24 protein-coding genes are annotated in these 22611 nt (G+C 30.1%); 10 read left to right on the forward strand and 14 right to left on the reverse strand.

Annotation, left to right across the window (positions count from 1 at the left end; translation table 11 throughout):
- The first annotated feature begins 34 nt into the window (after window positions 1-34).
- From KO494_RS04655 to KO494_RS04665, 3 genes are all read left to right on the forward strand, one after another.
- On the forward strand, window positions 35-715 hold the full coding sequence (locus tag KO494_RS04655; RefSeq protein WP_215966436.1) for a hypothetical protein: 681 nt from the start codon (window positions 35-37) through the stop codon (window positions 713-715).
- A 633-nt stretch (window positions 716-1348) separates the two neighbouring features.
- Complete coding sequence (locus KO494_RS04660; protein ID WP_215966437.1) at window positions 1349-1588, forward strand: CopG family transcriptional regulator; 240 nt, start codon at window positions 1349-1351, stop codon at window positions 1586-1588.
- Window positions 1581-1868, forward strand: coding sequence for a type II toxin-antitoxin system RelE/ParE family toxin (locus tag KO494_RS04665; protein WP_215966438.1), 288 nt, complete (start codon window positions 1581-1583; stop codon window positions 1866-1868). Before KO494_RS04660 ends, KO494_RS04665 begins: the two co-directional genes overlap by 8 nt.
- 188 nt (window positions 1869-2056) lie before the next feature.
- Here the strand turns inward: KO494_RS04665 and KO494_RS04670 are convergent, their stop codons facing one another.
- The 5 genes from KO494_RS04670 to rpsF form a co-directional block, all read right to left on the reverse strand.
- Window positions 2057-2524, reverse strand: coding sequence for a DUF6495 family protein (locus KO494_RS04670; RefSeq protein ID WP_215966439.1), 468 nt, complete (start codon window positions 2522-2524; stop codon window positions 2057-2059).
- 127 nt (window positions 2525-2651) lie between these two features.
- Complete coding sequence (locus KO494_RS04675) at window positions 2652-3554, reverse strand: glycerophosphodiester phosphodiesterase family protein (protein WP_215966440.1); 903 nt, start codon at window positions 3552-3554, stop codon at window positions 2652-2654.
- A 107-nt stretch (window positions 3555-3661) separates the two neighbouring features.
- Window positions 3662-4105: a 50S ribosomal protein L9 gene (gene rplI / locus KO494_RS04680; RefSeq protein WP_215966441.1), complete on the reverse strand. Its 444-nt coding sequence runs from the start codon at window positions 4103-4105 to the stop codon at window positions 3662-3664.
- A 12-nt stretch (window positions 4106-4117) separates the two neighbouring features.
- Complete coding sequence (gene rpsR, locus KO494_RS04685; RefSeq protein ID WP_215966442.1) at window positions 4118-4417, reverse strand: 30S ribosomal protein S18; 300 nt, start codon at window positions 4415-4417, stop codon at window positions 4118-4120.
- 2 nt (window positions 4418-4419) lie between these two features.
- Window positions 4420-4758 carry a 30S ribosomal protein S6 gene (rpsF, locus tag KO494_RS04690; protein ID WP_215966443.1) on the reverse strand — a complete coding sequence of 113 codons (339 nt, stop codon included), beginning with the start codon at window positions 4756-4758 and terminating at the stop codon, window positions 4420-4422.
- 220 nt (window positions 4759-4978) lie between these two features.
- Here rpsF and KO494_RS04695 point away from each other — a divergent pair, with 220 nt between their 5' ends.
- Window positions 4979-5674, forward strand: a complete 696-nt coding sequence (locus KO494_RS04695; protein WP_215966444.1) for a LytTR family DNA-binding domain-containing protein — start codon at window positions 4979-4981, stop codon at window positions 5672-5674.
- 53 nt (window positions 5675-5727) lie between these two features.
- Here KO494_RS04695 and priA read toward each other — a convergent pair whose 3' ends face one another.
- The 4 genes from priA to KO494_RS04715 all read right to left on the reverse strand — a co-directional run bounded on the left by priA (window position 5728) and on the right by KO494_RS04715 (window position 10713).
- Window positions 5728-8181 (reverse strand): primosomal protein N', encoded by a 2454-nt coding sequence (gene priA, locus KO494_RS04700; RefSeq protein ID WP_215966445.1) that lies wholly within the window; start codon window positions 8179-8181, stop codon window positions 5728-5730.
- Window positions 8182-8246: 65 nt separating this feature from the next.
- Window positions 8247-9095: a tetratricopeptide repeat protein gene (locus tag KO494_RS04705; protein ID WP_215966446.1), complete on the reverse strand. Its 849-nt coding sequence runs from the start codon at window positions 9093-9095 to the stop codon at window positions 8247-8249.
- Between the two features lie 28 nt (window positions 9096-9123).
- Window positions 9124-9546 (reverse strand): hypothetical protein, encoded by a 423-nt coding sequence (locus KO494_RS04710; protein ID WP_215966447.1) that lies wholly within the window; start codon window positions 9544-9546, stop codon window positions 9124-9126.
- A 30-nt stretch (window positions 9547-9576) separates the two neighbouring features.
- Window positions 9577-10713, reverse strand: a complete 1137-nt coding sequence (locus KO494_RS04715; RefSeq protein ID WP_215966448.1) for a T9SS type A sorting domain-containing protein — start codon at window positions 10711-10713, stop codon at window positions 9577-9579.
- A 163-nt stretch (window positions 10714-10876) separates the two neighbouring features.
- Between KO494_RS04715 and KO494_RS04720 the strand changes: the two genes are divergently transcribed.
- A complete protein-coding gene (locus KO494_RS04720; protein ID WP_215966449.1) occupies window positions 10877-12967 on the forward strand; it encodes a tetratricopeptide repeat protein in 2091 nt (696 codons plus the stop codon).
- Window positions 12968-13705, forward strand: a complete 738-nt coding sequence (locus KO494_RS04725) for a LytTR family DNA-binding domain-containing protein (RefSeq protein ID WP_215966450.1) — start codon at window positions 12968-12970, stop codon at window positions 13703-13705. It begins immediately after the preceding gene.
- A 233-nt stretch (window positions 13706-13938) separates the two neighbouring features.
- Here the strand turns inward: KO494_RS04725 and KO494_RS04730 are convergent, their stop codons facing one another.
- Together KO494_RS04730 and nadC are read right to left on the reverse strand one after the other, a co-directional pair.
- Entirely contained in the window at window positions 13939-14886 is a 948-nt protein-coding gene (locus KO494_RS04730) for a YihY/virulence factor BrkB family protein (RefSeq protein ID WP_215966451.1), read from the reverse strand.
- Window positions 14887-14943: 57 nt separating this feature from the next.
- Entirely contained in the window at window positions 14944-15804 is an 861-nt protein-coding gene (gene nadC, locus KO494_RS04735) for a carboxylating nicotinate-nucleotide diphosphorylase (RefSeq protein WP_215966452.1), read from the reverse strand.
- Window positions 15805-15916: 112 nt separating this feature from the next.
- On the opposite strand from nadC, the gene KO494_RS04740 reads away from it, so the two are divergent.
- On the forward strand, window positions 15917-16753 hold the full coding sequence (locus KO494_RS04740) for a hypothetical protein (RefSeq protein WP_215966453.1): 837 nt from the start codon (window positions 15917-15919) through the stop codon (window positions 16751-16753).
- Complete coding sequence (gene rlmH, locus KO494_RS04745) at window positions 16753-17226, forward strand: 23S rRNA (pseudouridine(1915)-N(3))-methyltransferase RlmH (protein WP_215966454.1); 474 nt, start codon at window positions 16753-16755, stop codon at window positions 17224-17226. The genes KO494_RS04740 and rlmH overlap by 1 nt, the downstream gene beginning before the upstream one ends.
- Before the next feature lie 17 nt (window positions 17227-17243).
- Here the strand turns inward: rlmH and hpf are convergent, their stop codons facing one another.
- Both hpf and KO494_RS04755 read right to left on the reverse strand, forming a co-directional pair.
- On the reverse strand, window positions 17244-17543 hold the full coding sequence (hpf, locus tag KO494_RS04750) for a ribosome hibernation-promoting factor, HPF/YfiA family (protein ID WP_215966455.1): 300 nt from the start codon (window positions 17541-17543) through the stop codon (window positions 17244-17246).
- An 83-nt stretch (window positions 17544-17626) separates the two neighbouring features.
- Window positions 17627-18538 (reverse strand): DUF4421 family protein, encoded by a 912-nt coding sequence (locus KO494_RS04755; RefSeq protein ID WP_303426989.1) that lies wholly within the window; start codon window positions 18536-18538, stop codon window positions 17627-17629.
- A gap of 188 nt (window positions 18539-18726) precedes the next feature.
- Here KO494_RS04755 and KO494_RS04760 point away from each other — a divergent pair, with 188 nt between their 5' ends.
- A complete protein-coding gene (locus KO494_RS04760; RefSeq protein ID WP_215966456.1) occupies window positions 18727-19305 on the forward strand; it encodes a non-canonical purine NTP diphosphatase in 579 nt (192 codons plus the stop codon).
- Here the strand turns inward: KO494_RS04760 and KO494_RS04765 are convergent.
- The gene (locus KO494_RS04765) at window positions 19302-20345 is read right to left on the reverse strand and encodes an NAD(P)/FAD-dependent oxidoreductase (RefSeq protein ID WP_215966457.1); all 1044 of its coding nucleotides are present in this window, start codon (window positions 20343-20345) and stop codon (window positions 19302-19304) included. The genes KO494_RS04760 and KO494_RS04765 overlap by 4 nt on opposite strands.
- Before the next feature lie 397 nt (window positions 20346-20742).
- Between KO494_RS04765 and KO494_RS04770 the strand changes: the two genes are divergently transcribed.
- Entirely contained in the window at window positions 20743-22581 is a 1839-nt protein-coding gene (locus KO494_RS04770; protein WP_215966458.1) for a DEAD/DEAH box helicase, read from the forward strand.
- Window positions 22582-22611: the final 30 nt, after the last annotated feature.

Here is a 22611-nt window from a genome sequence, read left to right on the forward strand (position 1 = left end):
GGTAATATAAAGAAACTAACGAACATTCACTAAAATGACAGATGAAATCAAAAATGAAGCAATTGAGCAACTTGAAAAAGATGTTCTTTTTGGCTTTGAAAACAGAGACGATTTACTTGAAAGTATAAGTGGAATGTTTTATGATGAAACTGATTTTGATAAAAATTGGCTAAAAAAAGAAATTGATATCAGGTTAAAAAATCACCAAAAAGAAAGCCTTAATTGGAAAAAACCTACCGATTTTGAAAGATTAGTCAAATCATTTGACGAATTAAACAAAAATAAGATTGTTTCTCTACATAAAGCTGGATATACAAAAAGCGATGGAGAAGAAGATTGTTCCGAAATAATTGATGAGTTAAAAGCTATAGGAATTAACACAAATGGATACTGCTATTATCACACTCAAGATTTAGAAAGAGCTATTGGAGAAGAAAAAATGTTGTTTATAAGTTTTGACAGTTATAATCGTGATGATGAATTAGCAAAAAATGTTGCCGAAAAAATAATTTCTGTTTTGACTAATAATGGTTTTAAGACAAAATGGAATGGCGCAGTAAACACACGAATTGAAATATTAAATATCGATTGGAAAAAAACTGTTGACAACATTGATTATAATTATGGACGAGTATTTGAGATTATTGAAAAGCACCATAAACCTGCGAATAACGGAAAAACAAAAGCCGATAAAAAGCCTTTTTGGAAAATTTGATAGCAAAAAATACTGCTCTTAACCAAGTATAAAATTAATTGCTATTTTAGGCTTAATAAAAGCTAACTTAAGTTATACATAAACGTTGGCTACAAGCTTTCAAAAAACGACATGAATAACGGAATAATACTCATTATTGCATTTTCTTTTCCATTATTACTTCTGATAGTGTACTATTTCTGGTTATCAAAACGAAAAAAAAGACACGCGGAATCATTAATGAGTTTAAAAAATTGATCATTAGTAGAAAGTAATAAATTGGTCTAATCAGATTGTCGTCTTTGCAGCTTGCTGGTAACGGAATTATTAAATACGGAACCGAACGTAGAAGGAACGAAAATTTAACGGATTCCCAATTAAAAAAAATGAAGGAATCAGTTGGAGAATACTCTGAAATGCAAAACTTAAAAATTTTAATCTATAACAAATTTTCACATTGCAATAGAGATTACATCTAAACTGCATAATTTATCACTTAAGCCTACTACCAACAGCGCATATAATTCATACTAATTCTTACCTGCTTACAAAAATCCTCTCAGATTTTATTTGCTAACTTTAGTCCTTAAACACGCTAGCTGTAATTTGTAAATGATTCATATTTGGTGTATATTTACATCAAACAAATAAAATATGGCAAGACAAAGTATATCATTCACTAAGCCAAACGATGAATGGCTAAAAACTCAAGTAGATAAAAAAGAGTATTCAAGTAAGAGTGAACTCGTAAATGACTTGATTAGACAAGCCAGAAAACAACAAGTTGAAATTAACTGGATTCGTGCTAAATTAGAAAAAGCCGAAAATAGCGGCTATACAAATGAAAATAAAAATGAAATTTTAGCGCAATCAAAGTCTTTGCTTAATGGCTAAATACAAATTAAGTAATGAAGCGAAAAATGACTTGATAAGAATTCATCATTATGGTGTGAAAAAATTTGGAATGACTCAAGCAGACAAATACTTTGAATCATTTTTTAAATATTTCGAAATTATTGCTCAAAGACCTTTTTCTTTTGAATCTGTTGACTATATAAAAAAAGACTACAAACGATGTGTTTGTGGGGTGGATAGCATTTATTTTAAAATAAATGAAAATATTGTAGAAATAATGGCAATTGTAGGAAGACAAGATTTGAATGAAAAACTGTAATCTGAATTAAAAAACCGTTGTAAACTATAGTTATAAGTAATTGCTGTTTCTCGCCTACTTTGTATGTATTTGCAAAATTACTTGCTAAACCACGTAAGTACTCATAAACAACACCATAACATTACAAGCATAAAAAAAGGCATCTAAAAATACCTCTTAAATGCCTTTTTCTGTTTTTAAATTAAGCCTTAATTAATAAGCTTATCTAAATAGATAAATAAATCGCCTTTTGTAATGACACCTCCTTGTTGAATAAGTGTAAACTTGTCTTTATTCTTATCTTCAGAATATTCTTTTTTAGCCTGTAAAAATTCTACATTATCATCCATCAAGTTTTCTCGTAGCCAATTAAACCCATCTTTAGTTGTTATATCTATTCCATTTTTAAGTTGCACTGCAATAACATGCATAACCTCTTCTTTTAAATGAAACAAATGCATTTGTTGTGGTGAAATATGCTCTACATATTTTGCTTGATTTAAAACACCTTCCCAAACCAAATCACTAAACACATCTAATTCTTGTTCTGCTACTTCTGGTGTGTTGGTTTTAATAGTATCCCACTCACTAGCTGTTATAGATTGTGTTGCTAAAAAATTAATAAATTCTTGGTGCAATTCTTCTAATTGCTCTTTTGTAAGTCTTGAATATTTCATTGAAAAATATTTTTATTTTACATTTCCGTGAAAACGGAAATTTTATTTTAACACTAGTTTCCTATACTATAGGAGTCTTAATTAATTTTTTTGCTACAAGATTAAGTATTCTTGTGCATTTTTAAATTTATTTGGTAACACCTAAAGCCTTTGCTGCAGCAAAAGGTCTATCTGTAGCAAAAACATCTATTCCTTTATTTTGCCATACTTTATATAGATTCTCTCCTTTTGCTTCGGCTTGTTTATCTAAGTTTCCTAAAGTACCTAAAATGGTTTTTATTCCATAAGACTGTACTTTTTTATAAAACGTATCTGCTGACAATCTTGTTCCTGTAAAGGCCAACATATTTTCTGTTGGTATATTAGAATGTAATAACCAGTCTAATTCCTTTTCATTTCTTGCTGAAACAGACAATAACAATTCTGGTGCTAACTTATACGCCTTTTCTGCTTGTTTTAAATCATAAGTAATAATAACACAAACATCTTCTGCTTTTTCTGCTCTAATTGCATCTATTACAGTTTCAACAGCAACACTACGCTTAATATCTACCGTTAAGACAACCTTATTTGCTTTTGCCCATTTTAAAACGGAAGAAAATAATGGAATTTTAAAACTAGTTTGGTTTTCAAAATCATCTTCTAAATAAAACGCTTGTAATTCTTGGTAAGTATAGTCTGTTAGTTTTCCTGTTCCTGTTGTTGTTCTATCTAGAGTGTTGTCATGTAGCAACACCAATTGATTATCTTTAGTTTTTGCCACATCAATTTCAAAAATAGCAGTAGGAATACGGTTGTAAACATACGCTAGGGTTTCTATGGCATTTTCAGGATAATTGGCAATACTTTTTCCGCCACGATGCACACTAATAATAGCATCTGCATTAGGCTGGTATTTAAAAGTTTTAATTAAAACCGATTTTTTATTAGATTCTTGTACTACTTCATTGGTAGTGCTTGCCTCAGAAACATTTTTCTTACAAGACACCACTAAAACGAATAGTAAAATAAAATATAATTGTTTGTGCATATGTACTCTGTTACTTAAACTGAATATTTAGTAAAAGTTAGATTTTTAAAATAAAAAAAACCGTTTAGAATAGCTCCAAACGGTTTTTAATAATGTGATTTAAAATATTAAGCTTGAGCTATTACTTCAAAAGATAATTCAACAGAAACCTCTCTGTGTAAACGAATAGTAGCATCATACTTACCTAAACGTTTTACAGTAGTAACTGTAATGAATTTTTTATCAATTTCTTGACCTTCTTTTGCTAATGCTTCCGCTAGGTTGATATTGTTAATAGATCCAAATAATTTGTCTCCTGAACCAACTTTAGCAGCTATTTTAATTTCTAATGCTTTAAGTGCATCTGCAACTTTATTAGCATCATCAATAATTTTCTTTTCTTTATAAGCTCTTTGCTTAATGTTTTCAGCTAATACTTTCTTTGCAGAAGCAGTAGCAATAACAGCGTGACCTGTAGGAATTAAAAAGTTTCTACCATAACCGTTCTTAACCGTTACAACATCGTCTTTAAATCCTAAGTTCTCAACGTCTTGTTTTAATATAAGTTCCATGTTATGCGTATTTTATTTTAATAAATCTGCCACATATGGCATTAATGCTAAGTGACGTGCTCTTTTTACAGCAACAGACACTTTTCTTTGATATTTTAATGAAGTTCCTGTTAAACGTCTTGGTAAAATTTTACCTTGTTCGTTTACAAAACCTAATAACCAGTCTGCATCTTTATAATCTACATACTTGATTCCAGATTTTTTGAAACGACAGTACTTTTTATTCTTGTTCGTTTCAATATTAAGAGGAGTTAAATATCTAATTTCTCCGTCTTTTTTTCCTTTAGATTGTTGTTCTATAGTGCTTGCCATGATTATGCTTTTTGTTTTAGTTTAGCTCTTCTTCTTTCTGCCCACGAAATCGCGTGCTTGTCTAAAGATACAGTTAAGTAACGCATAAAACGCTCATCACGTCTAAACTCTACTTCTAAAGGGTTAATAACTTCACCATCTACTTGGTACTCAAATAAGTGATAAAAACCACTCTTTTTGTTTTGAATTGGGTACGCTAATTTTTTTAAGCCCCAATCTTCTTTGGCTACCATCTTTGCTCCTCTAGAAACAAGAAAATCTTCGTATTTCTTTACTGTTTCCTTTATCTGTGTCTCAGATAAAACGGGATTTAAGATGAAAACAGTTTCATAATGATTCATAAAAATCTAATTTATTTGTTAAAAATTGGCTGCAAAAGTAAGTCTTTTTATTTAAAGAAACAACAAAACACAAAACAATCTTATAAAATTATATCACTTCATTTCATATCTAAAAAAACGTTAATAATTTGTTAAAACTATCATTTAGTCGGTGTTTTTTGGTTTTTAACCGAATTATTCGTACTATTGTCGATATCTTAACCGAATAAACATAAATGTTATGACTTTAAACTGTGTAGTAGTTGATGATTCAGCAATACAACGTCTGTCAATTGTTAAACTAATTGAAAATCACTCATCTCTGAATTTAATAGCGGAATATAGTAGCGCTTTAGAAACAAAAAATGGTTTAAATACGCATAAAGTAGATTTAATTTTTTTAGATATTGAAATGCCAGTTCTAAACGGATTTGAATTATTAGATGTGTTAAATAATAAGCCACAAATTATTTTTGTTACTGGTAAAACGGAATATGCTTTTAAAGCATTTAATTACGATGCAACAGATTATTTACAAAAACCAATTACTAAAGAACGTTTTAATACTGCAGTTGAAAAAGCATTAGAATATCATAAATTAAAATTAGACTTTAACGAAGCGGAAGGAGAACACATTTTTGTAAAAAGTAACCTTAAAAAACGTAAAGTTTATATAAAAGATATTAAATGGATTGAAGCACTTGGTGACTATGTAAAACTAGTAACCGAAGAAACAAGCCTTGTTGTACTTTCTACTATGAAAGCTTTTGAACACGAATTACCAGAAGGTAAGTTTTTAAGAATTCACAAGTCTTATATTGTTAATCTAGATAAAGTAGACAGATTTAATAGTAAGAATGTAGAAGTTGGTGCTTATGAAATACCTTTAAGTAGAAACAAGAAAACACAACTTGTTGAAGCATTGAATAACAACTAACACAAAATCACATATACTCCTAAAGTCTGACGAAAGTTGGACTTTTTTTGTTCTTAGTAATTATCTACATTTAATATTACACGTACAGGCCTAAAATCTTTTACAGCATTAAAACTATTCTCTATTTTTAAAATAGCATCTTTTGTTTTTGCTAAAGATTGCTTTTGCGGAATTTTAACTAAAATATTTTTATGAAATTGATTTCGTATTCTAGAAACTGGCGGAAATTCTGGACCTAAAACAAAATCACTAAAAACTTGACGTAACGATTTTGCATACCAATCTGCAGCCATATTTACACGATTGTAATCTTTATGCTTTAAAGTGATTTTTATTTGTCTGTAAACTGGAGGATATTTAAAATTATAACGCTCATCCATTTGCTCTTTATACATTCCTGCATAATCGTTTGTAGAAACCTGCTGTAATATTTTATGAAACGGATTATAGGTTTGTATTAAAACTTTACCTCGCTCTTCGGTACGTCCTGCTCTACCAGAAACCTGAAGCATTAATTGAAAACTACGTTCATGAGCTCTAAAATCTGGAAAATTAAGCATATTATCTGCATTCATAATACCAACCAACTTTACGTTTCTAAAATCTAAACCTTTGGTTAGCATTTGTGTTCCTACCAAAATATCTACTTCCTGTTGCTCAAAAGAAGTTATAATTTTTTCGTAACCATACTTACCTCTGGTAGTATCTAAATCCATTCTAGCTACTTTATAATCAGGAAACAACTCCTTCACCTCTACTTCTATCTGTTCTGTACCAAAACCCTTGCTATCTATATCTGGACTACCACAAGCCATGCATTTAAGCAACATAGCAGAATGGTAACCACAATAATGACAACGCAATTGATTTCTGTATTGATGGTAGGTTAAACTTACATCACAATTGGGGCATTGTGGTGCATTACCACAGGTATTACATTCCACAATTGGTGAAAAACCTCTTCTATTTTGAAACAAAATAATTTGTTGACCTGCTTTTAATGTTTCGTCCATTTCTTCTAGCAATCTATCACTAAAATGGCCTTTCATTTTTTTTCGCTTATGCTTATCCTTAATATCTACCAGTTCAATTTCTGGCATCAAAACATTATTATAACGCGTACTTAATGCTACAAAACCATACTTTTTTTGCTTTGCATTAAAAGCGCTCTCTAAACTTGGTGTAGCAGACCCTAACAAGGTTTTTGCTTTAAAAATATTAGCCAAAACTACTGCTGCATCTCTTGCATGGTATCTTGGTGCAGGATCAAATTGTTTAAAAGACTGCTCATGCTCTTCATCTACTAAAATTAAACCTAAGTTTTTAAAAGGTAAAAATATAGACGATCGTGCTCCTAAAATTATTTGCGCTTTCGCGGAATTGTTTAACAAATTAGTATACACTTCTACGCGTTCATGAATAGAGTATTTTGAATGAAAAACAGCTACTTGTTCTCCAAAATAATTTTGAAGCCTAGAAACTAACTGTGTTGTTAGTGCTATTTCTGGAAGCAAATACAAAACCTGCTCTCCTTTAGCTAAAGCTTCTTCAATAAGCTTGACATATATTTCTGTTTTACCTGAAGAAGTTACACCATGTAACAAAGTAACATGATGCGTTTTAAAAGATGTTTTAATTTCTTCTAGAGCTTTAATTTGGTGTTCATTTAATTTCTTGGAAGCTTCGTTTTCTTCTCCAGAATAATTAATTCTATCGGTTTGAATGTGATATTCTTCTAGTATACCTTTATCTACCAGTGTTTTTATTATTGCAGAAGATGCCTGGCTGGCTTCGGTTAACTCTGTTACCTTAATAGGTTTCTTGCTTTTTGCAGACAACATAAACAAGGTCATAATTACTTGTTTCTGTTTTGGTGCTCTATTCAACGCTTCTAAAGCATTTTGAAGTGAAGTTTCTGAAGTATAATCACCATGCAATTTTACATACCTAACATACTTTGGTTTGTATTTTTCGTAAATTTCTTCTTGTAAATGAATGGCTCCTTTTTCTAAAAGCCTTTTAATTACAGGAAGCACATTCTTTTTATCTAAAATAGAAATTAGATCTTGAATTTTTAATGAAGATTGATACTGTAGTGCTTCGTATACTAGAAATTCATCATCTTTTAAATCTGTATCCTCAATTTCTTTATCGTTATTCTTACTAATTATAGTTTCACTTTCTAACAAAAATGCACTTGGTAAAGCAGCACGCATTACATCACCTAAAGTACACATGTAGTAATTAGAAATCCATTGCCAAAACCTTAATTGCTCGGGATTCACTATTGGTGTTTCATCTAAAATTTGATGAATCTCTTTAGCTTCATATACCAAAGGTTTGTTGTTATGTATGCTATGTACAAGCGCTGTGTACATTTTTGTTTTACCAAAAGGCACAGCAACACGCATGCCTACCTGAAGAAAAGAGGCCTCTGCTTCTGTAATGCTGTAGGTAAATAGTTTTTCCAGTGGAACTGGTAGAATGACATCTATGAAATAATTCATAGACCAAAGATAATAGGTTTAAACAAAAAAAACAGCTTTAAAAAAGAGGCTTTTTTTTATAACCTTTATAATTTGAATAGTTTTTTTAGAGAAGAAGAATCTGTTTTTTTCTTGGTTTGCGTTTTCTGTTCTTTAGTTGTTGTATTTGTATTCTGTATGGTTGGTTTTCTTCTATCTTTTTTGTTGTTTATTATAGGCTTTATTTCACCATCTAATTTTGGAATGCTTGACATATTACCACCAGATTTTTTATCTGCAAGTGCCCTTAAAGTTGCTACCTGCAAATCATAATCTCCCATGTATATTTTATCATAAATCGCAATAGCTTTGGTGAATTGTTCTTGCTCTTCATACACCCAAGCTAGCAATAACAATTCATGTCTTGTAGACTTTATATTGCTTGCATTAACATTTACCTCTAAGCTCTTTTTTATATCTGCTTCTGCTTCTTTTAAATTACCCAAATTAAAATATAATTGTGCACGATAAAAATAGGCATAAGCATTTGGAGACATTGCTACCATTTGATTTCTAGTTTCTAAATCGCTTTCTTTTGCTTGTTCTCTGGCTATTAATTTTTCACTAGTTCGTTTTCTATCTAAATAATCAAAATACACTTTGCAACTATAAATCAATTCGTATTGAAAAGCAACAACCAAATTTTTTCTTTCTAGTTGCCCTAAATAATATCTTTTATTTAAATCTTGTTCTACAATTGCTGCATCTATTTGATTTGCATATTTAGGCAATGTTTCTTTAAAACAATTTTTATAGGCATTTGGTGTAAGGTTTCGTTTTAAACTTTCATTTTCTAAACATTGACAAATGTCTGCTCTAAAAGCATCTTTATAGGCTTGACCATAGGTGTAATGCACACTTAAAAAGGCAAGGAATACAATTATAGCAGGTTTCATTTTTTTCTTTTTTTAATTTCTATTTATCTTATTCTGTACCAACAAAATAGTTTTTCACCATAGTTAAACAGTATCGTAACACTTTTTTAGACTTATTTAAATTTGCTGTGGCTCTTCCTTTTTTCATAAGGTTTGCTCTTCCGTTTGCCATATCATCAAAAACTTCAGGAAAAATATGCCAAAGACTATCGATATCTTTTTCTGCACGTTGCATTAATTCGTCTTCAATTTCTACAGGAACTTCAACTCCTGCTTGTGTTAAACTGTCATAAACAAAGACTTTATGATATAAATTAAAAGTGTTACCTACAAATTGATCTACACTAGAAATATTAGATTCTCTTTTTGGAGGACTAATTCTTTTTTCTTGTGAAAAGATATCTATTGGTAAGAATAAAACAGCTAAGATTATTAAAACAATTTTACAGTTTGATTTTTGAAATATTTTCATGACATATTGTTTTTATAGTTGTTAATAGCCTTATTGTTTTATAATTTTTTTAGTAATGGTTTGATTTTGATTAGTGATTTTTAAAAGATAAATACCAATATTTAATTGCGAAATATCGATTGTATTGTGTTTATTAAATAATGTTTGTTTATATACTATTCTTCCATTTAAATCTAAAATAACAGCCTCACTATGTATTCTATTTAAAGTAATATGTAAAGTAGATTTGGCAGGAATTGGATATATAGAATATGCATCAGAGGTATTATTTTTGGTATGTAGCGTATAGCATTCTGGATAGGTTCTTCTATCTCTAGATGCACCTGTCCAGCTTCCTAAGAGATAGTTTTCTCTAATAAGCTCTGTGTAATATCCTTGGCTATTATTGGTATATAATTCTCTTCTTTCTGCATTGTAAGTTGCTGTTCCTTCTTGCCACTGTGAAACCAGAACTTGTGTTAAAAAATCATTAGCATCAAAAGTATAGGTTTCTTGATTTTTGTTCACCCAATTATTGTTTTCCCAATCTTCAGAAGTCTTTGTGTGTAATAAATTATTTGCAGCATACACAAAAGTGGCTCTGCTAATGGTAGTCCAAACCTGGTTTGTTAAATCCCATTCACTACTTAGTGTGTTTATTAAAAGCGGAACGGCATTATAGGTAAACTCTTGTTTTGTAGCATTTATCCATGTATTAGTATTTACATCTCGATTCTCTATTGTACTTTCTATAATTAAATTATTTGTATTGTAGGTATTTGTAATTCTACTATCTAATTGCCAAGTATTATCTATCCATAAATAATTAATAATTTCTATTAAGTTGTTTCCTGCATAAGCTTGTGTTGATTTTCTATCATTTTCCCAAATTTGAGTATCACTATTCCACAACTCATTTATAGTCTCTAGTATTTGGTTATTTGCATTATAACTTGTTGCTAGTCTAGCACTATCTACAAAAGTACTGGTACTAAAATCTAAAACTTGTAAAATAGCCAAAACAGGAAGGCAATCCTGATTAAACGTATAATCTACTGTAGAAAAATGCAGCCATTGGTTAGTAAACCAAATATCGTTTTCCCAGGTTTCAGGAACAGGAGGAGCTGCTATTTGCGCAAGACTTAAATTAATACTAAAAAGTAACGTAAAAAGTAATTTCAGTTTCATAAAAGAGTGATTAATTAATAGTTATATAAAATAACACCTCTTAAAGCAGAATTACTACTAAAAACTTATAACTGTGCACTTTGGCTTTATTTCTGTGCAAATATTATTGTCTTTATAAAAAATTGAACTAAATTTATCTTGCTATTAATTAATCTTAAAAACTATGAAATCTAGTGTTTACTATATGCTTATGGTATGCTCTATTTTTTGCTATGCACAAGAGCAAAAAATAGATGCACTAGAGATGGATTTTAATACCATAAAGGTAGTAAGTTCTGAAAAGCTTCAAATAGCAAATCAGCTTTCTAGTTTGCTGCAACAAACCAATCCTGAAAAGGCCTTAAAATTTTCAAACCAAGCAATTTCTCTAGCAAAAACCCTTCAATTAAAAGATAAAGAAGCAATTGCTTATAAAAACAAAGCCCTTAATTTGGTAGCATTATCTAAAGATTCTTTAGCAATAGAGGCCTATAATAGAGCCATTGCTATACAAACAGAACGAAAAGATTGGAATCAAGTCGCTCGTATTAATTATAATAAAGGATTAATCTATTTTGGACAATCGGATTATATAAAAGCAAATGCACAAAACGTTAAAGCTTTAGACGTTTTTAAAAAAGAAAAAGACAGTTTCTTAATGGCTGTTGTACTAAATAGTATTGGCATTAACCAAATGTATCAATCCCTTTACCCTGAAGCTATAGATAGCTACTTAAAAGCCTCCAAAATTCACGAACAAACCAACACTACAAACACAGATCGTTATGCTGGAATTCTTACCAATATTGGATTATTATACTATAGGTTAGAAAAAAATAAAGAAGCCTTAAAATATTTTAATAAAAGCCTAGAAACCAATAAAAAATTAAATTCTAAAATTGGTATAGCAAACGCACTTACTAATATTGGCAATGTATATGATGATATAAAACAGCCCGAAAAAGCGATTAACTATTATAAAGAGTCACTAGCTATAATGCAAAGTATACATAATAAATATGGTATTGCAAGTGCATTAACAAATACAGGAATTGCTTATATTAATTTAAAGGAATATGACAAAGCACTAACCTATTTAAAAGATACAAAAGTGTTATTTGAAGAATTAGACAATAGTAATAATTTAGCTATAGTTTATCAAAGCATTGGAACTGCATATTTTAAAAGCGCATTGCAAAGCGAAAACAAAAAGGAAAACTATTTAAAAGCCAAAAATAATTTTGAAAACGCACTAAAATATTCTAAAAAAACTCAAAGTATAGAACGTCAAGCAAGTGCACTAGAGAAGCTTGGGCAAGTAAATGCTAAACTGAACAATTATAAAATTGCGTACACCAACCAAACCGAAGCTAAAAAACTAAAAGACAGCTTTATGTCTTCTGAAAAAAAAGAAGAAATAGCAAAGCTAGAAGCCAAATATGAATACGAAAAAAAAGAAGCTACACTAACAGCTATTCATGAAAAACAACAAACCCTAAAAGAAGCAGAAGTATCGCGTTATAAATTTATAAAAAACACTTCTATGTTTGTTGGTAGCACTTTAGCCATTGGCTTAACCATAGGTTTTATGCTTTATAAAAAGAAGCAAGAAGCCAATGCTATTGCTAAAGAAACAGCATTTAACTTAAAAGTTTCAAACACAGAACTAAAAGCGTTACGAGCACAAATGAATCCGCATTTTATTTTTAATTCTTTAAATTCTATTCAATCATATATTGCCAAAAATGATATTGAAAATGCTACTAATTATTTGACTAAGTTTTCAAAATTAATGCGGGAAACTTTAGAAAAATCTACACAAAAAGAAATTACATTAACCGAAGATATTTCTATTTTAAAAACCTATTTAGATATTGAAAACAAACGTGCAAACAATAGTTTTACATACAATATAAATATTGATGAAACTATTGATGCAGAAAACACTTTAATCCCTCCAATGATTTTACAACCTTTTGTTGAAAATAGTATTATTCATGGTTTAAGAAAAAGCACAGAAAGAGGAAAAATATGCATTAACTACACCAAAGAAAAAGACATGCTTATTTGCAGTGTAGAAGATAATGGTATTGGTAGAGCAGCATCTGCAGCAAATACACCTAATACCAACAAACACTCCTTAGGAATGCGTATTACCAAAAGTAGAATTGAAATCATTAATAAAATAAAAGACACCAAAGGAAATTTACATATTATAGACAAACCAAATGGCACTAAAGTAGAAGTAAAACTACCACTAACACTAGCATTTTAAATGATTAAAACCCTAATAGTAGATGATGAACAGCATTGTATTGATAGTCTTATAAGATTAGTAGAAACGCATGCAGCAAACCTAAAAATTATAGCTACTTGTACAACGATTGAAGATGCTTTAAAAAAAACAAAATTACTGCAACCAGACTTGGTTTTTTTAGATATTGAAATTCATAATAAAACAGGTTTTGATTATTTAGAAGACTTAGGAAACTATAACTTTAATGTCATTTTTACAACAGCTTTTAATGACTATGCTATTAAAGCTTTTAAATATAGTGCAATGGATTATTTATTAAAACCCATAGATAAAGATGATTTTATTGCAGCAATTAACAGACTAGAAAAACAAATTACCTCTTTAAACAATGCACAGCAAATAAAAATTTTATTAAATAATTTAAAAAAAGAAGACCCAAAAAAAACCATACAAATACCTACATCTAACGGATTTGAAATCTTAGAAATTGAAGATATTGTACATTGCAAAGCAGATACTAGTTACACCTTTATTTACACAAAAACAGAAAAAATATTAGTTTCTAAACCCTTAAAACATTTTGAAGAACTTTTGGTGGATGCAAACTTTTTCAGAATTCATAATTCACATTTAATTAACATTGCTCATGTTAAGAAATACACCAAAGGAAAAGGTGGTTATGTAACCATGTCTAATCAAGAAACCATTGATGTTTCTATTAGAAGAAAAGAAGCTTTCTTGAAGCTTTTTAACTAGTTTTCAACACTTAACCACTTATTGGTTTGCAAATAAATAAGAAAACACAACCCTTACTTGAATAATATTAGGGTTATCTGTATATAAGACAGGCTTATTATAAGTTTCAGCTTTACACCTAATACAAAGCTCATCATTATTTAACGATTAATGTTATCTAAAATTTTTCCAAAAAAAATTCTCCTTCTCTTTTATAAACTTCTACACTAGATTTTGTTCTCTAGTTACTACGTCTATAATTTTCCATTAATTTTTCGCAATCCGTTTAAAGAGGCATTTAACTCATAACCTAGCAATAAAATATTTGCATTTAGCCATAAGTAGAACATTAAAATTAAAATGGCACCAATAGAACCATACAACTCATTATACTGTGCAAAATTATTGATATAAATACCAAAAAGGTAGGAAGTTAAAACAAATAAAAAGGTAGTTAATAATGCTCCTACAGAAAAGAAACTAGATTGTTTCCCTTCTTTGGTACCAAAATAATATAAGGTTGCTGTTGCTAAATACGTCATTATTAAAAAGAATAAATATCTTGCTGTTACAATCCAGAACACATTAGAGTCTACCGCTGTTAAACCTTCTTTGTTTAGTTTATCAAAAAGAGGTTGCAATAAATAAATCTCTACATAACCAAAAATAATAACGGTTAAAATAACCATAATGGCTAAAATTAAGGCAACACCTAAAGCGTATAAATACTGTTTTACAACATTACGTGATAGTTGTACATGGTAAGAGTTTTCAAAACCAGAAAACAAAGCATTTACACCATTTGCCATTAATATTATAGAAAGTAAAAACACAGATGAAAGTAATCCTCCACGACCTGTATTGATGTTTCCATAAATATTTTCGTCAAAAAACTCGGATGTATTTGGTGGTAAAAACGAATTTAAAAAAGATAAAAATTCCGCTCTAAAACCGTCTATTGGTATATAAGGTATTACAATAAGTACAAATAGTAAAAACGGAAATATTGCCATAAAAAAACTAAAAGCAATAGCACTAGCTCTTGTAGCTAAAGCTCCTCTTGCAATACCAATAACATATAATTCTAACAGATCATAAATAGATAAACCTTCAAAACCCGGAAGTTTTATTTGCTTAAAAAGCTTTACCAACAGACTAACCACTGGTATTTTTTCTAGTTTATCTTCTATTTTTTTTGTCATTAATTAAGACTAGCGTGTTAATAGATTACTTACTGCAAACTTTGATGGCAACTAAAACTAATTAACTGCTTTTAAACTTAAATCCATATTATACACAGAATGCGTTAAAGCACCAGAAGATATAAAGTTTACGCCACACTCTGCGTACTTTCTAATAGTCTTTTCATTAATACCTCCAGAACTTTCTGTCAGGCATTTGTTACCAATTAATTTTACAGCCTTTTTAGTATCTTCAAAATTAAAGTTATCAATTAAAATTCTATAAACACCTTCGCTTTTCAAGATTTCTTCTATTTCATTTAAATCTCTAGCTTCTACTATAATTTTTAAATCTCTATTAGTTTCTTTTAAGTAGTTTTTTGTTTTTTCGATGGCTTTGGTTAATCCGCCAGCAAAATCAATATGATTATCTTTAAGCATAATCATGTCATACAATGCAAATCTGTGGTTTTCTCCTCCTCCAATTTTAACAGCCCATTTTTCTAATGCGCGAATTCCTGGAGTGGTTTTTCTGGTATCTAAAACTTTGGTTCCTGTGCCTTCTAATAAATCTACAAACTGTCTTGTTTTTGTAGCAATAGCACTCATACGTTGCATAGCATTAAGCACCAAACGCTCTGCTTTTAGTATAGATTGCGAAGCTCCTTCTACATAAAAAACAATATCTCCATATTTTACTTTGCTACCATCTTCAATTAGCGTTTCTACTTTCATATCTTTATCTACATAAGCAAAAACCTTCTTTGCAAACTCTACTCCTGCAATAATACCTTCATCTTTTACCAAAAGCTTTGCTTTTCCTTGTGCTGTTGCAGGAATACAAGCAAGTGAGCTATGGTCTCCATCACCTACATCTTCTCTAATGGCATTTGCTATTATTAACGCTATTTCTGTATCAAATTGTGCTTTGCTTATCATAAAATAATTCTTTGTGCTAAAATAAGAAATAGATTTACGATATTAGTTTTTTGAAATACGATTTTTTAATTTCTTATTTTTGAAAAATATCGCGCTTAAAATACTACATCTTATGATTTATAAAATTACCGCATTATTCCTCCTTATTAGTTTTCATACTATTAGTCAAGAAAAAGTTTTTATAGATGAAAATATGAAGGAAATTGATTCGCTACAATTTAATACTATCTGTAAGAATCGTGCCTATAAATGTTTAGCATATAGCTCAGATTCTATTCTAGTAAACAAAGTGTTACCAAAATATAGCTTCGGAAAAATAACGCCTCAAGAATATGACCAAATACGAAGCATTTTAGAGCTAGATTCTAAAACGAAAGTAGTACCAGGTTCTAAAATCGTTATTTCTTATTCAGACACGTTGTTTAATAAAGAAACAATAATTAAAAACCAAATGGGTATATTTAATCAACCAAATCTAAGTAACAATATTACCTTTATTTCTAATGGTTTTTCAAAAGTTATAAACCCAAATAAAGATTTAGACAGAAGGGATTTTATAAAATTCAATGAGAAAATTGATAAGTACTTGACAAAATGTATAGAAAATTTTGAAAAACAAGATTTAGTATCAGTAAATTATGTTTATAATAAGAAACAAGATGGTATTACTTATTTTGAAAATACACCGAGATTAAAAGACAGAGGCATTTTTAAAAACACCTTTTTTAAAATTCATAAAAACTACAAGTTATTAGTTTTAAAACCAGATGGAGAATATTTTTTAAGCGGAGGTTATATGAGCAACAAAAATGTTCAATTACTACTTAAAAATGACGATTGGTCACCTATTAGAGAAGATTTACAAGAATTTATAATTAGAGGTTGTTATATAAAATACAACTTTTTTGAAGACCCTTTTTATGGGCGCTTTACAAAAAACTGCTTTTAATGCATATTAAACTACTAGCCATTGGCAAAACAGACAACAAGCAATTACAAAGCTTAATAGACGATTACACCAAACGTCTTGGCTTTTATATTAAGTTTGAATTAGAAATTATTCCAGATTTAAAAAAAGTTAAAAACCTAAGTGAGGAGCAACAAAAACAAAAAGAAGGCGAAATTATTTTAGGCAAATTAAATACTACAGATGTATTAATTTTACTCGATGAAAACGGAAAGCAATTAGATTCTGTTGGTTTTTCAAACTACTTACAAAAACACATGAATTCTGGTATTAAGCAATTGGTTTTTGTTATTGGTGGACCTTATGGTTTTAGTCCTGAAGTATATAGTAAAGCACAAGGAAAACTCTCTTTATCTAAAATGACATTTTCGCACCAAATGGTACGTTTATTTGTAATAGAACAAATTTACAGAGGGTTTACTATTTTAAAAAATGAACCTTATCATCATAGGTAAACCCTCTGTAGTTGTATTTATTTAATAGAATAAGTTTCTTTTCGTTTTTTAAGCTGTTTTTCTAAATCATTAACCGTTTGACGTACTGCAACTTCATAATTTTTTTCATCAGAAGTAGCAAAAACTCTTGGTCCTGGTAAACTTAATTCTATATCACAAATTTTTCCTTTAGTGTGATCGTTTTCGTTCTTTTTAAAACGAACAACAGCACTAATTAAAAATTCATATCTATTAAATAACTTTTCTAATTTTTCTGTAGCAAGCGCATTTAGCGTTTCACTAATATCTACATCAACGTATTCAAAATTTACAGTCATAGTTTTAAGTGTTTAATTGTTATTACTCAAAAATACAAATTTTACAAATCATTTTATATGACTTATATCATACTTAAAACTAATTATTTCTTTCCTTTTAATTTATAACCTATAGCCAATTTTGCATTAGACAAATTGAAGAAATAATCATTGCCATTATCAAAATCTGTAGTGTAATAACCATTTCCGTAGGTTAAACTAACGTAATATCTATCTATACTATATCCTAACCCTATATTAAAATCTATTTTATACAACATTGGGTTAGATGGTCTGTAGCTATCGTCTTGCAAGGTTACTTTTTTATTCATTAAAGCAATTCCTGGCATAAAATTAAAAGTAGCAGTAATATTTTCTGGAAGCTTAAAATAAGATACAAATCCTGCTAAAAGCCCTAAAGCGCCACCACGATATCTTTTTACATTTGCTTCTTCATTAAAATACATACTTGCATCGTCACTAAAAATACTAGGTTTTGCAGAAAAATAATCAAACACACCAAAAAAACCGAGACCTCCAGTTATGTACATGTTTTTATTTCGCTTTTCAGAAAAACCGGCTTTTAATTGCGAATAAGAAAACTCTACATCATCAAAAGTGTATAAATAATTAACACCAAAAGTTACAGAGCGAATATCACTTCTAAAAACAGTAGCTACATCAAAATCACTTTTGGCATTAAAACCTTTATACGTTTGTATAAATGCATTTACATAATGTTGCTTTTTAACTATAGTTGTAGCTTGTAAATCAAACCTTTTTGTCTCTTCTTTATTTGGGTTTTTTATATTAAAAGCAAGATCAATAATAAACTTTTTACTAGCTACACCAAAACCCAATCCATATCTGTTATTAGGAACATATTTAGCCTTAGAATTATCGTCTTTAATACTAAATTTCTTTACTTTAAAATTAGAAAATAAACGAATCGAATAATTTTCCAGATTTCTATCTATAAGTAAAGAGTCTATATTTTCTAAAGATTGTGAGTGCACAGAAATGCAACTAAAACAAAAAATGACAAAGAAAAATAATCTAAATTTTAAATACTTTTTAAAAATATTCTGTGCTAACAAAAGGTGCTTAATTTGGTTAATATCAAATAAAATTTACCAGAATAGATCTATTTTATTTGGGAAATTCTATTTTTACAAAAGCTAAAATACATTAATTACCATAAACTATGCAACTTGTTTTCGCCACCAATAATTTAAATAAACTTAAAGAAGTACAATCGCTAATCCCTGAACACATTACGCTTTTAAGTTTAAAAGATATTGGTTGTTTTGAAGATGTGCCAGAAACACAAAAAACCATTGAAGGCAATGCCATACAAAAAGCAGCATATATTAAAGAAAAATATGGTTATGATTGCTTTGCAGATGACACAGGATTAGAAGTTACAGCATTACAAGGCGAACCTGGTGTGTACTCTGCCAGATATGCAGGAGCACAACGCAATGATCAGGATAATATGAATTTGCTTTTAACCAACCTTAAAGACAGGCTAGATAGAAGTGCACAATTTAAAACCGTTATTGCCTTGCATCTTAACGAAAAGCTAGAAACGTTTACAGGCATTTGCAAAGGAGAAATAACAACAGAAAAACATGGCAAAGAAGGTTTTGGTTATGACCCTATTTTTAAAGCAGAAGGATTTGATAAAACCTTTGCAGAAATTACTATCGCTGAAAAAAACAAAGTAGGACACAGAGGGAAAGCCGTAAAACAACTAGTTGCTTTTTTAAATGATTTAAATTAATCTAGATTACTTATCACATTAGCCAAATAACTTGCATCTTTAGAAACACCTCCTAAAGTTGCAGAACCTCTGGTATACATCCACGGTAAGCCAATAAAATACAATCCATCTATATTACTTACACCTCTATAATTTTTAGGATAGCCATTTTCATCTAATTCTAAACCCTCAATCCAATTAAAATTAGGACGATAACCAGTTGCCCAAATAATATTTTTAATAGTGGAAACTTTTGAGTTTTCAAAAATAATTTCTTCTTGTAGTGCATCTTTGGTTCTTCCTTTAGCTATTACATTTTCTCTAGAAAGAATTTCTTTCACATCTGTACCTATAACTGGTTGCGATGAATTACTTAAACGCTTCCCTATCCAGCTATATTTATTAAAACTTAAAAAACCAACTAAGGTAAACCACCACCACAAGGTTTTTCCAAGAATTTGTTGTGGTAAAGATTTTACAGTAGTATCTCCAGAAAAATAAACGGTTCTTGAACCATCTTTAGAAATTTCATTTAAAATTTGGTATCCAGAGTCTCCTCCTCCTACTACCAAAGCATCTCCTTCTTGCAATTGGTACACACCTTTATAATAATTACTATGCATTTGAAGCACGCTTTTAGCTATTTTAGTATTACAAGGAGGTGTATACGGAATATGAAATGGTCCTGTAGCTACAATTACATTTTTAGCTTGTAATTCGCCATCTTTATATCTTACATAAAAACCGTTTTCTGTTTTACGTACAGCAGTTACCAAGATATTGAGTTGTACTGGTATTTTAAAAGTTTCTACATATTTTTTAAAATAGTTACTTACTTCTATTTTTGTAGGATAGTGTCCTTTTGGCGCATCAAATTTTAATCCTGGTAAGTGGTTATATTCGGTAGGTGTAAATAGTTTTAAAGAATCCCAACGGTTTAACCATGACGCTCCTATTTCCTTTTCACCATCTAGTATTAAAAATTCCTTTTCTAATATTTTTAAATGATACGCCATAGACAATCCTGCTTGTGCGCCACCAATTATAATATAATCTAACATCAACCATTTTTAAATTTTACAAAGAGGCTAAGGTAAAAACTTTTAAAGGAACTCCTAAAAATGTGCTGTATAAGATTATAATACCTTTTATATGTTGGCTATTCGTTTACAGGTTTAGGCGCGTTAACGATAGTAGTGGCATCCTTTTTTTGCTGGCATATATGGCAAAAAAAGATATAACGAATAGCGTGTTAAAACGCCCAAATAATTAAATAAAACCTAACTACCCTATTTATAGCAAATAAAAACGTATCTTTGCAGCTTGAAACGCGAAAAATGCGTTACAATTGACTCCTCAGAGAGAGGATGTGTTACTAGAGGTTTTAGGTTAAGTATGTTCAATGCACTTCTATTTGTAACACCAAAATAGATTGACATTGAAATACATAAAACAAGAATGAGCACATTCCAAGATTTAGGTCTTAACGACGAATTATTACAAGGTATAACAGATTTAGGGTTTGAAAAACCATCTGAAGTACAAGAAAAAGCAATCCCAATTTTATTAAACGAAGAGACAGATTTAGTAGCCTTAGCGCAAACTGGAACTGGTAAAACGGCAGCATTTGGTTTTCCTATGCTACAAAAAATCGATGTTAACAGTCGTACCACTCAAGGTTTAATTCTTTCTCCTACTCGTGAGCTTTGTTTACAAATTGCTAACGAAATGAAAGCCTACGGTAAATACTGTAAAGGTTTAAATGTAGTTGCCATTTATGGTGGTTCAAGCATTACAGACCAAGCACGCGAAGTAAAACGTGGCGCACAAATTATAGTTGCTACTCCTGGTAGAATGAAAGATATGATTAACAGAAAATTAGTAGATATTACTAAAATTCAATACTCGGTTTTAGATGAGGCCGATGAGATGTTAAACATGGGATTTAAAGAAGATATTACAGATATTCTTTCTGGTACACCAGAAGATAAAAACACTTGGTTATTTTCTGCAACCATGCCAAAAGAAGTTGCTAGAATTGCTAAAAAATTCATGCTAGACCCAAAAGAAATTACGGTTGGTCATAAAAATGAAAGTACTTCTAACGTAACACACGAATACTATTTAGTAAACGCTCGTGATCGTTACCAAGCATTAAAACGTTTAGCAGATGCGAATCCTGATATATTTTCGGTAATTTTTTGTAGAACTAAAAGAGATACCCAAAAAGTTGCAGAAAACTTAATTGAAGATGGTTATAGCGCTGGTGCATTACATGGTGATTTAAGCCAGAACCAACGTGATATTGTGATGAAACAATTTAGAACACGTCAAATACAAATGCTTGTAGCTACAGATGTTGCTGCTCGTGGTATTGATGTGGATGATATTACACACGTAATTAACTACCAATTAAGTGATGAAGTAGAAACCTATACACACCGAAGCGGAAGAACAGGTCGTGCCGGAAAAACGGGAGTTTCTATGGTAATTGTTTCTAAAAGTGAAATACGCAGATTAAAAAGTATTGAGCGTATTATTAACAAGAAATTTGAATTAAAAGAAATTCCGAACGGAATGGAAATTTGCGAAGTACAATTAATGTCTTTAGCAAACAAAATTCACAATACAGAAATCAATCATGAAATTGATAAGTATTTAGAAGATATTAATGGCTTGTTTGAAGAAACTACCAAAGAAGAACTTATTAAAAAATTCTTCTCTGTAGAGTTTACTCGTTTCTTTAACTACTACCAAAAAGCTAAGAATCTTAACGTAACAGCATCTTCTAATGATCGTGAAAGCGGAAGAAGTAGCAATAGTAATGATACACGTTACTTTATTAATGTTGGTGAAAAAGATGGCTTTGATTGGATGAAGCTAAAAGATTTCTTAAAAGAAATTCTAGAACTTGGTAGAGACGATGTATTTAAAGTAGATGTTAAAGACAGTTTTTCTTTCTTTAATACCGAAAAAGAGCACCAAGAAAAAATACTTGCCTTTTTTACAGATTACAAACACGAAGGCCGTTTTGTTAATGTAGAAGTTAGCGAAAACCGTGGAGGTGGTGGAAGAAGTCGTGGCGGAAGACGTCGCGATGGTGGAAACGACAGAAGACGTGGAGGATCTGACAGACCAAGAGGAGAAAGACGTAGTTCTGGAAGAAGAAATGATTCTGGTGGTGACTCTAGAAGAAGTGAAAGACGTAGTTCTGAAGGTTCTTCAAGAAGATCAGAATCTAGAGATAAATCGGAATTTAAAACCACACATTCTAGACCAAGACGTTCAAGACGCTAAATGATCTGGCCTAAGGGCTGGTAATTTTGT

This window comes from Lacinutrix sp. C3R15, assembly GCF_018860825.1.
Classification (GTDB): Bacteria; Bacteroidota; Bacteroidia; order Flavobacteriales; family Flavobacteriaceae; genus Oceanihabitans.

Bases quoted from the DNA above. Each gene is read 5' to 3' on its own strand.
- KO494_RS04655 (WP_215966436.1), top strand. From the start codon at position 35: ATGACAGATGAAATCAAAAATGAAGCAATTGAGCAACTTGAAAAAGAT.
- KO494_RS04660 (WP_215966437.1), top strand. From the start codon at position 1,349: ATGGCAAGACAAAGTATATCATTCACTAAGCCAAACGATGAATGGCTA.
- KO494_RS04665 (WP_215966438.1), top strand. From the start codon at position 1,581: ATGGCTAAATACAAATTAAGTAATGAAGCGAAAAATGACTTGATAAGA.
- KO494_RS04670 (WP_215966439.1), bottom strand. From the start codon at position 2,524: ATGAAATATTCAAGACTTACAAAAGAGCAATTAGAAGAATTGCACCAA.
- KO494_RS04675 (WP_215966440.1), bottom strand. From the start codon at position 3,554: ATGCACAAACAATTATATTTTATTTTACTATTCGTTTTAGTGGTGTCT.
- rplI (WP_215966441.1), bottom strand. From the start codon at position 4,105: ATGGAACTTATATTAAAACAAGACGTTGAGAACTTAGGATTTAAAGAC.
- rpsR (WP_215966442.1), bottom strand. From the start codon at position 4,417: ATGGCAAGCACTATAGAACAACAATCTAAAGGAAAAAAAGACGGAGAA.
- rpsF (WP_215966443.1), bottom strand. From the start codon at position 4,758: ATGAATCATTATGAAACTGTTTTCATCTTAAATCCCGTTTTATCTGAG.
- KO494_RS04695 (WP_215966444.1), top strand. From the start codon at position 4,979: ATGACTTTAAACTGTGTAGTAGTTGATGATTCAGCAATACAACGTCTG.
- priA (WP_215966445.1), bottom strand. From the start codon at position 8,181: ATGAATTATTTCATAGATGTCATTCTACCAGTTCCACTGGAAAAACTA.
- KO494_RS04705 (WP_215966446.1), bottom strand. From the start codon at position 9,095: ATGAAACCTGCTATAATTGTATTCCTTGCCTTTTTAAGTGTGCATTAC.
- KO494_RS04710 (WP_215966447.1), bottom strand. From the start codon at position 9,546: ATGAAAATATTTCAAAAATCAAACTGTAAAATTGTTTTAATAATCTTA.
- KO494_RS04715 (WP_215966448.1), bottom strand. From the start codon at position 10,713: ATGAAACTGAAATTACTTTTTACGTTACTTTTTAGTATTAATTTAAGT.
- KO494_RS04720 (WP_215966449.1), top strand. From the start codon at position 10,877: ATGAAATCTAGTGTTTACTATATGCTTATGGTATGCTCTATTTTTTGC.
- KO494_RS04725 (WP_215966450.1), top strand. From the start codon at position 12,968: ATGATTAAAACCCTAATAGTAGATGATGAACAGCATTGTATTGATAGT.
- KO494_RS04730 (WP_215966451.1), bottom strand. From the start codon at position 14,886: ATGACAAAAAAAATAGAAGATAAACTAGAAAAAATACCAGTGGTTAGT.
- nadC (WP_215966452.1), bottom strand. From the start codon at position 15,804: ATGATAAGCAAAGCACAATTTGATACAGAAATAGCGTTAATAATAGCA.
- KO494_RS04740 (WP_215966453.1), top strand. From the start codon at position 15,917: ATGATTTATAAAATTACCGCATTATTCCTCCTTATTAGTTTTCATACT.
- rlmH (WP_215966454.1), top strand. From the start codon at position 16,753: ATGCATATTAAACTACTAGCCATTGGCAAAACAGACAACAAGCAATTA.
- hpf (WP_215966455.1), bottom strand. From the start codon at position 17,543: ATGACTGTAAATTTTGAATACGTTGATGTAGATATTAGTGAAACGCTA.
- KO494_RS04760 (WP_215966456.1), top strand. From the start codon at position 18,727: ATGCAACTTGTTTTCGCCACCAATAATTTAAATAAACTTAAAGAAGTA.
- KO494_RS04765 (WP_215966457.1), bottom strand. From the start codon at position 20,345: ATGTTAGATTATATTATAATTGGTGGCGCACAAGCAGGATTGTCTATG.
- KO494_RS04770 (WP_215966458.1), top strand. From the start codon at position 20,743: ATGAGCACATTCCAAGATTTAGGTCTTAACGACGAATTATTACAAGGT.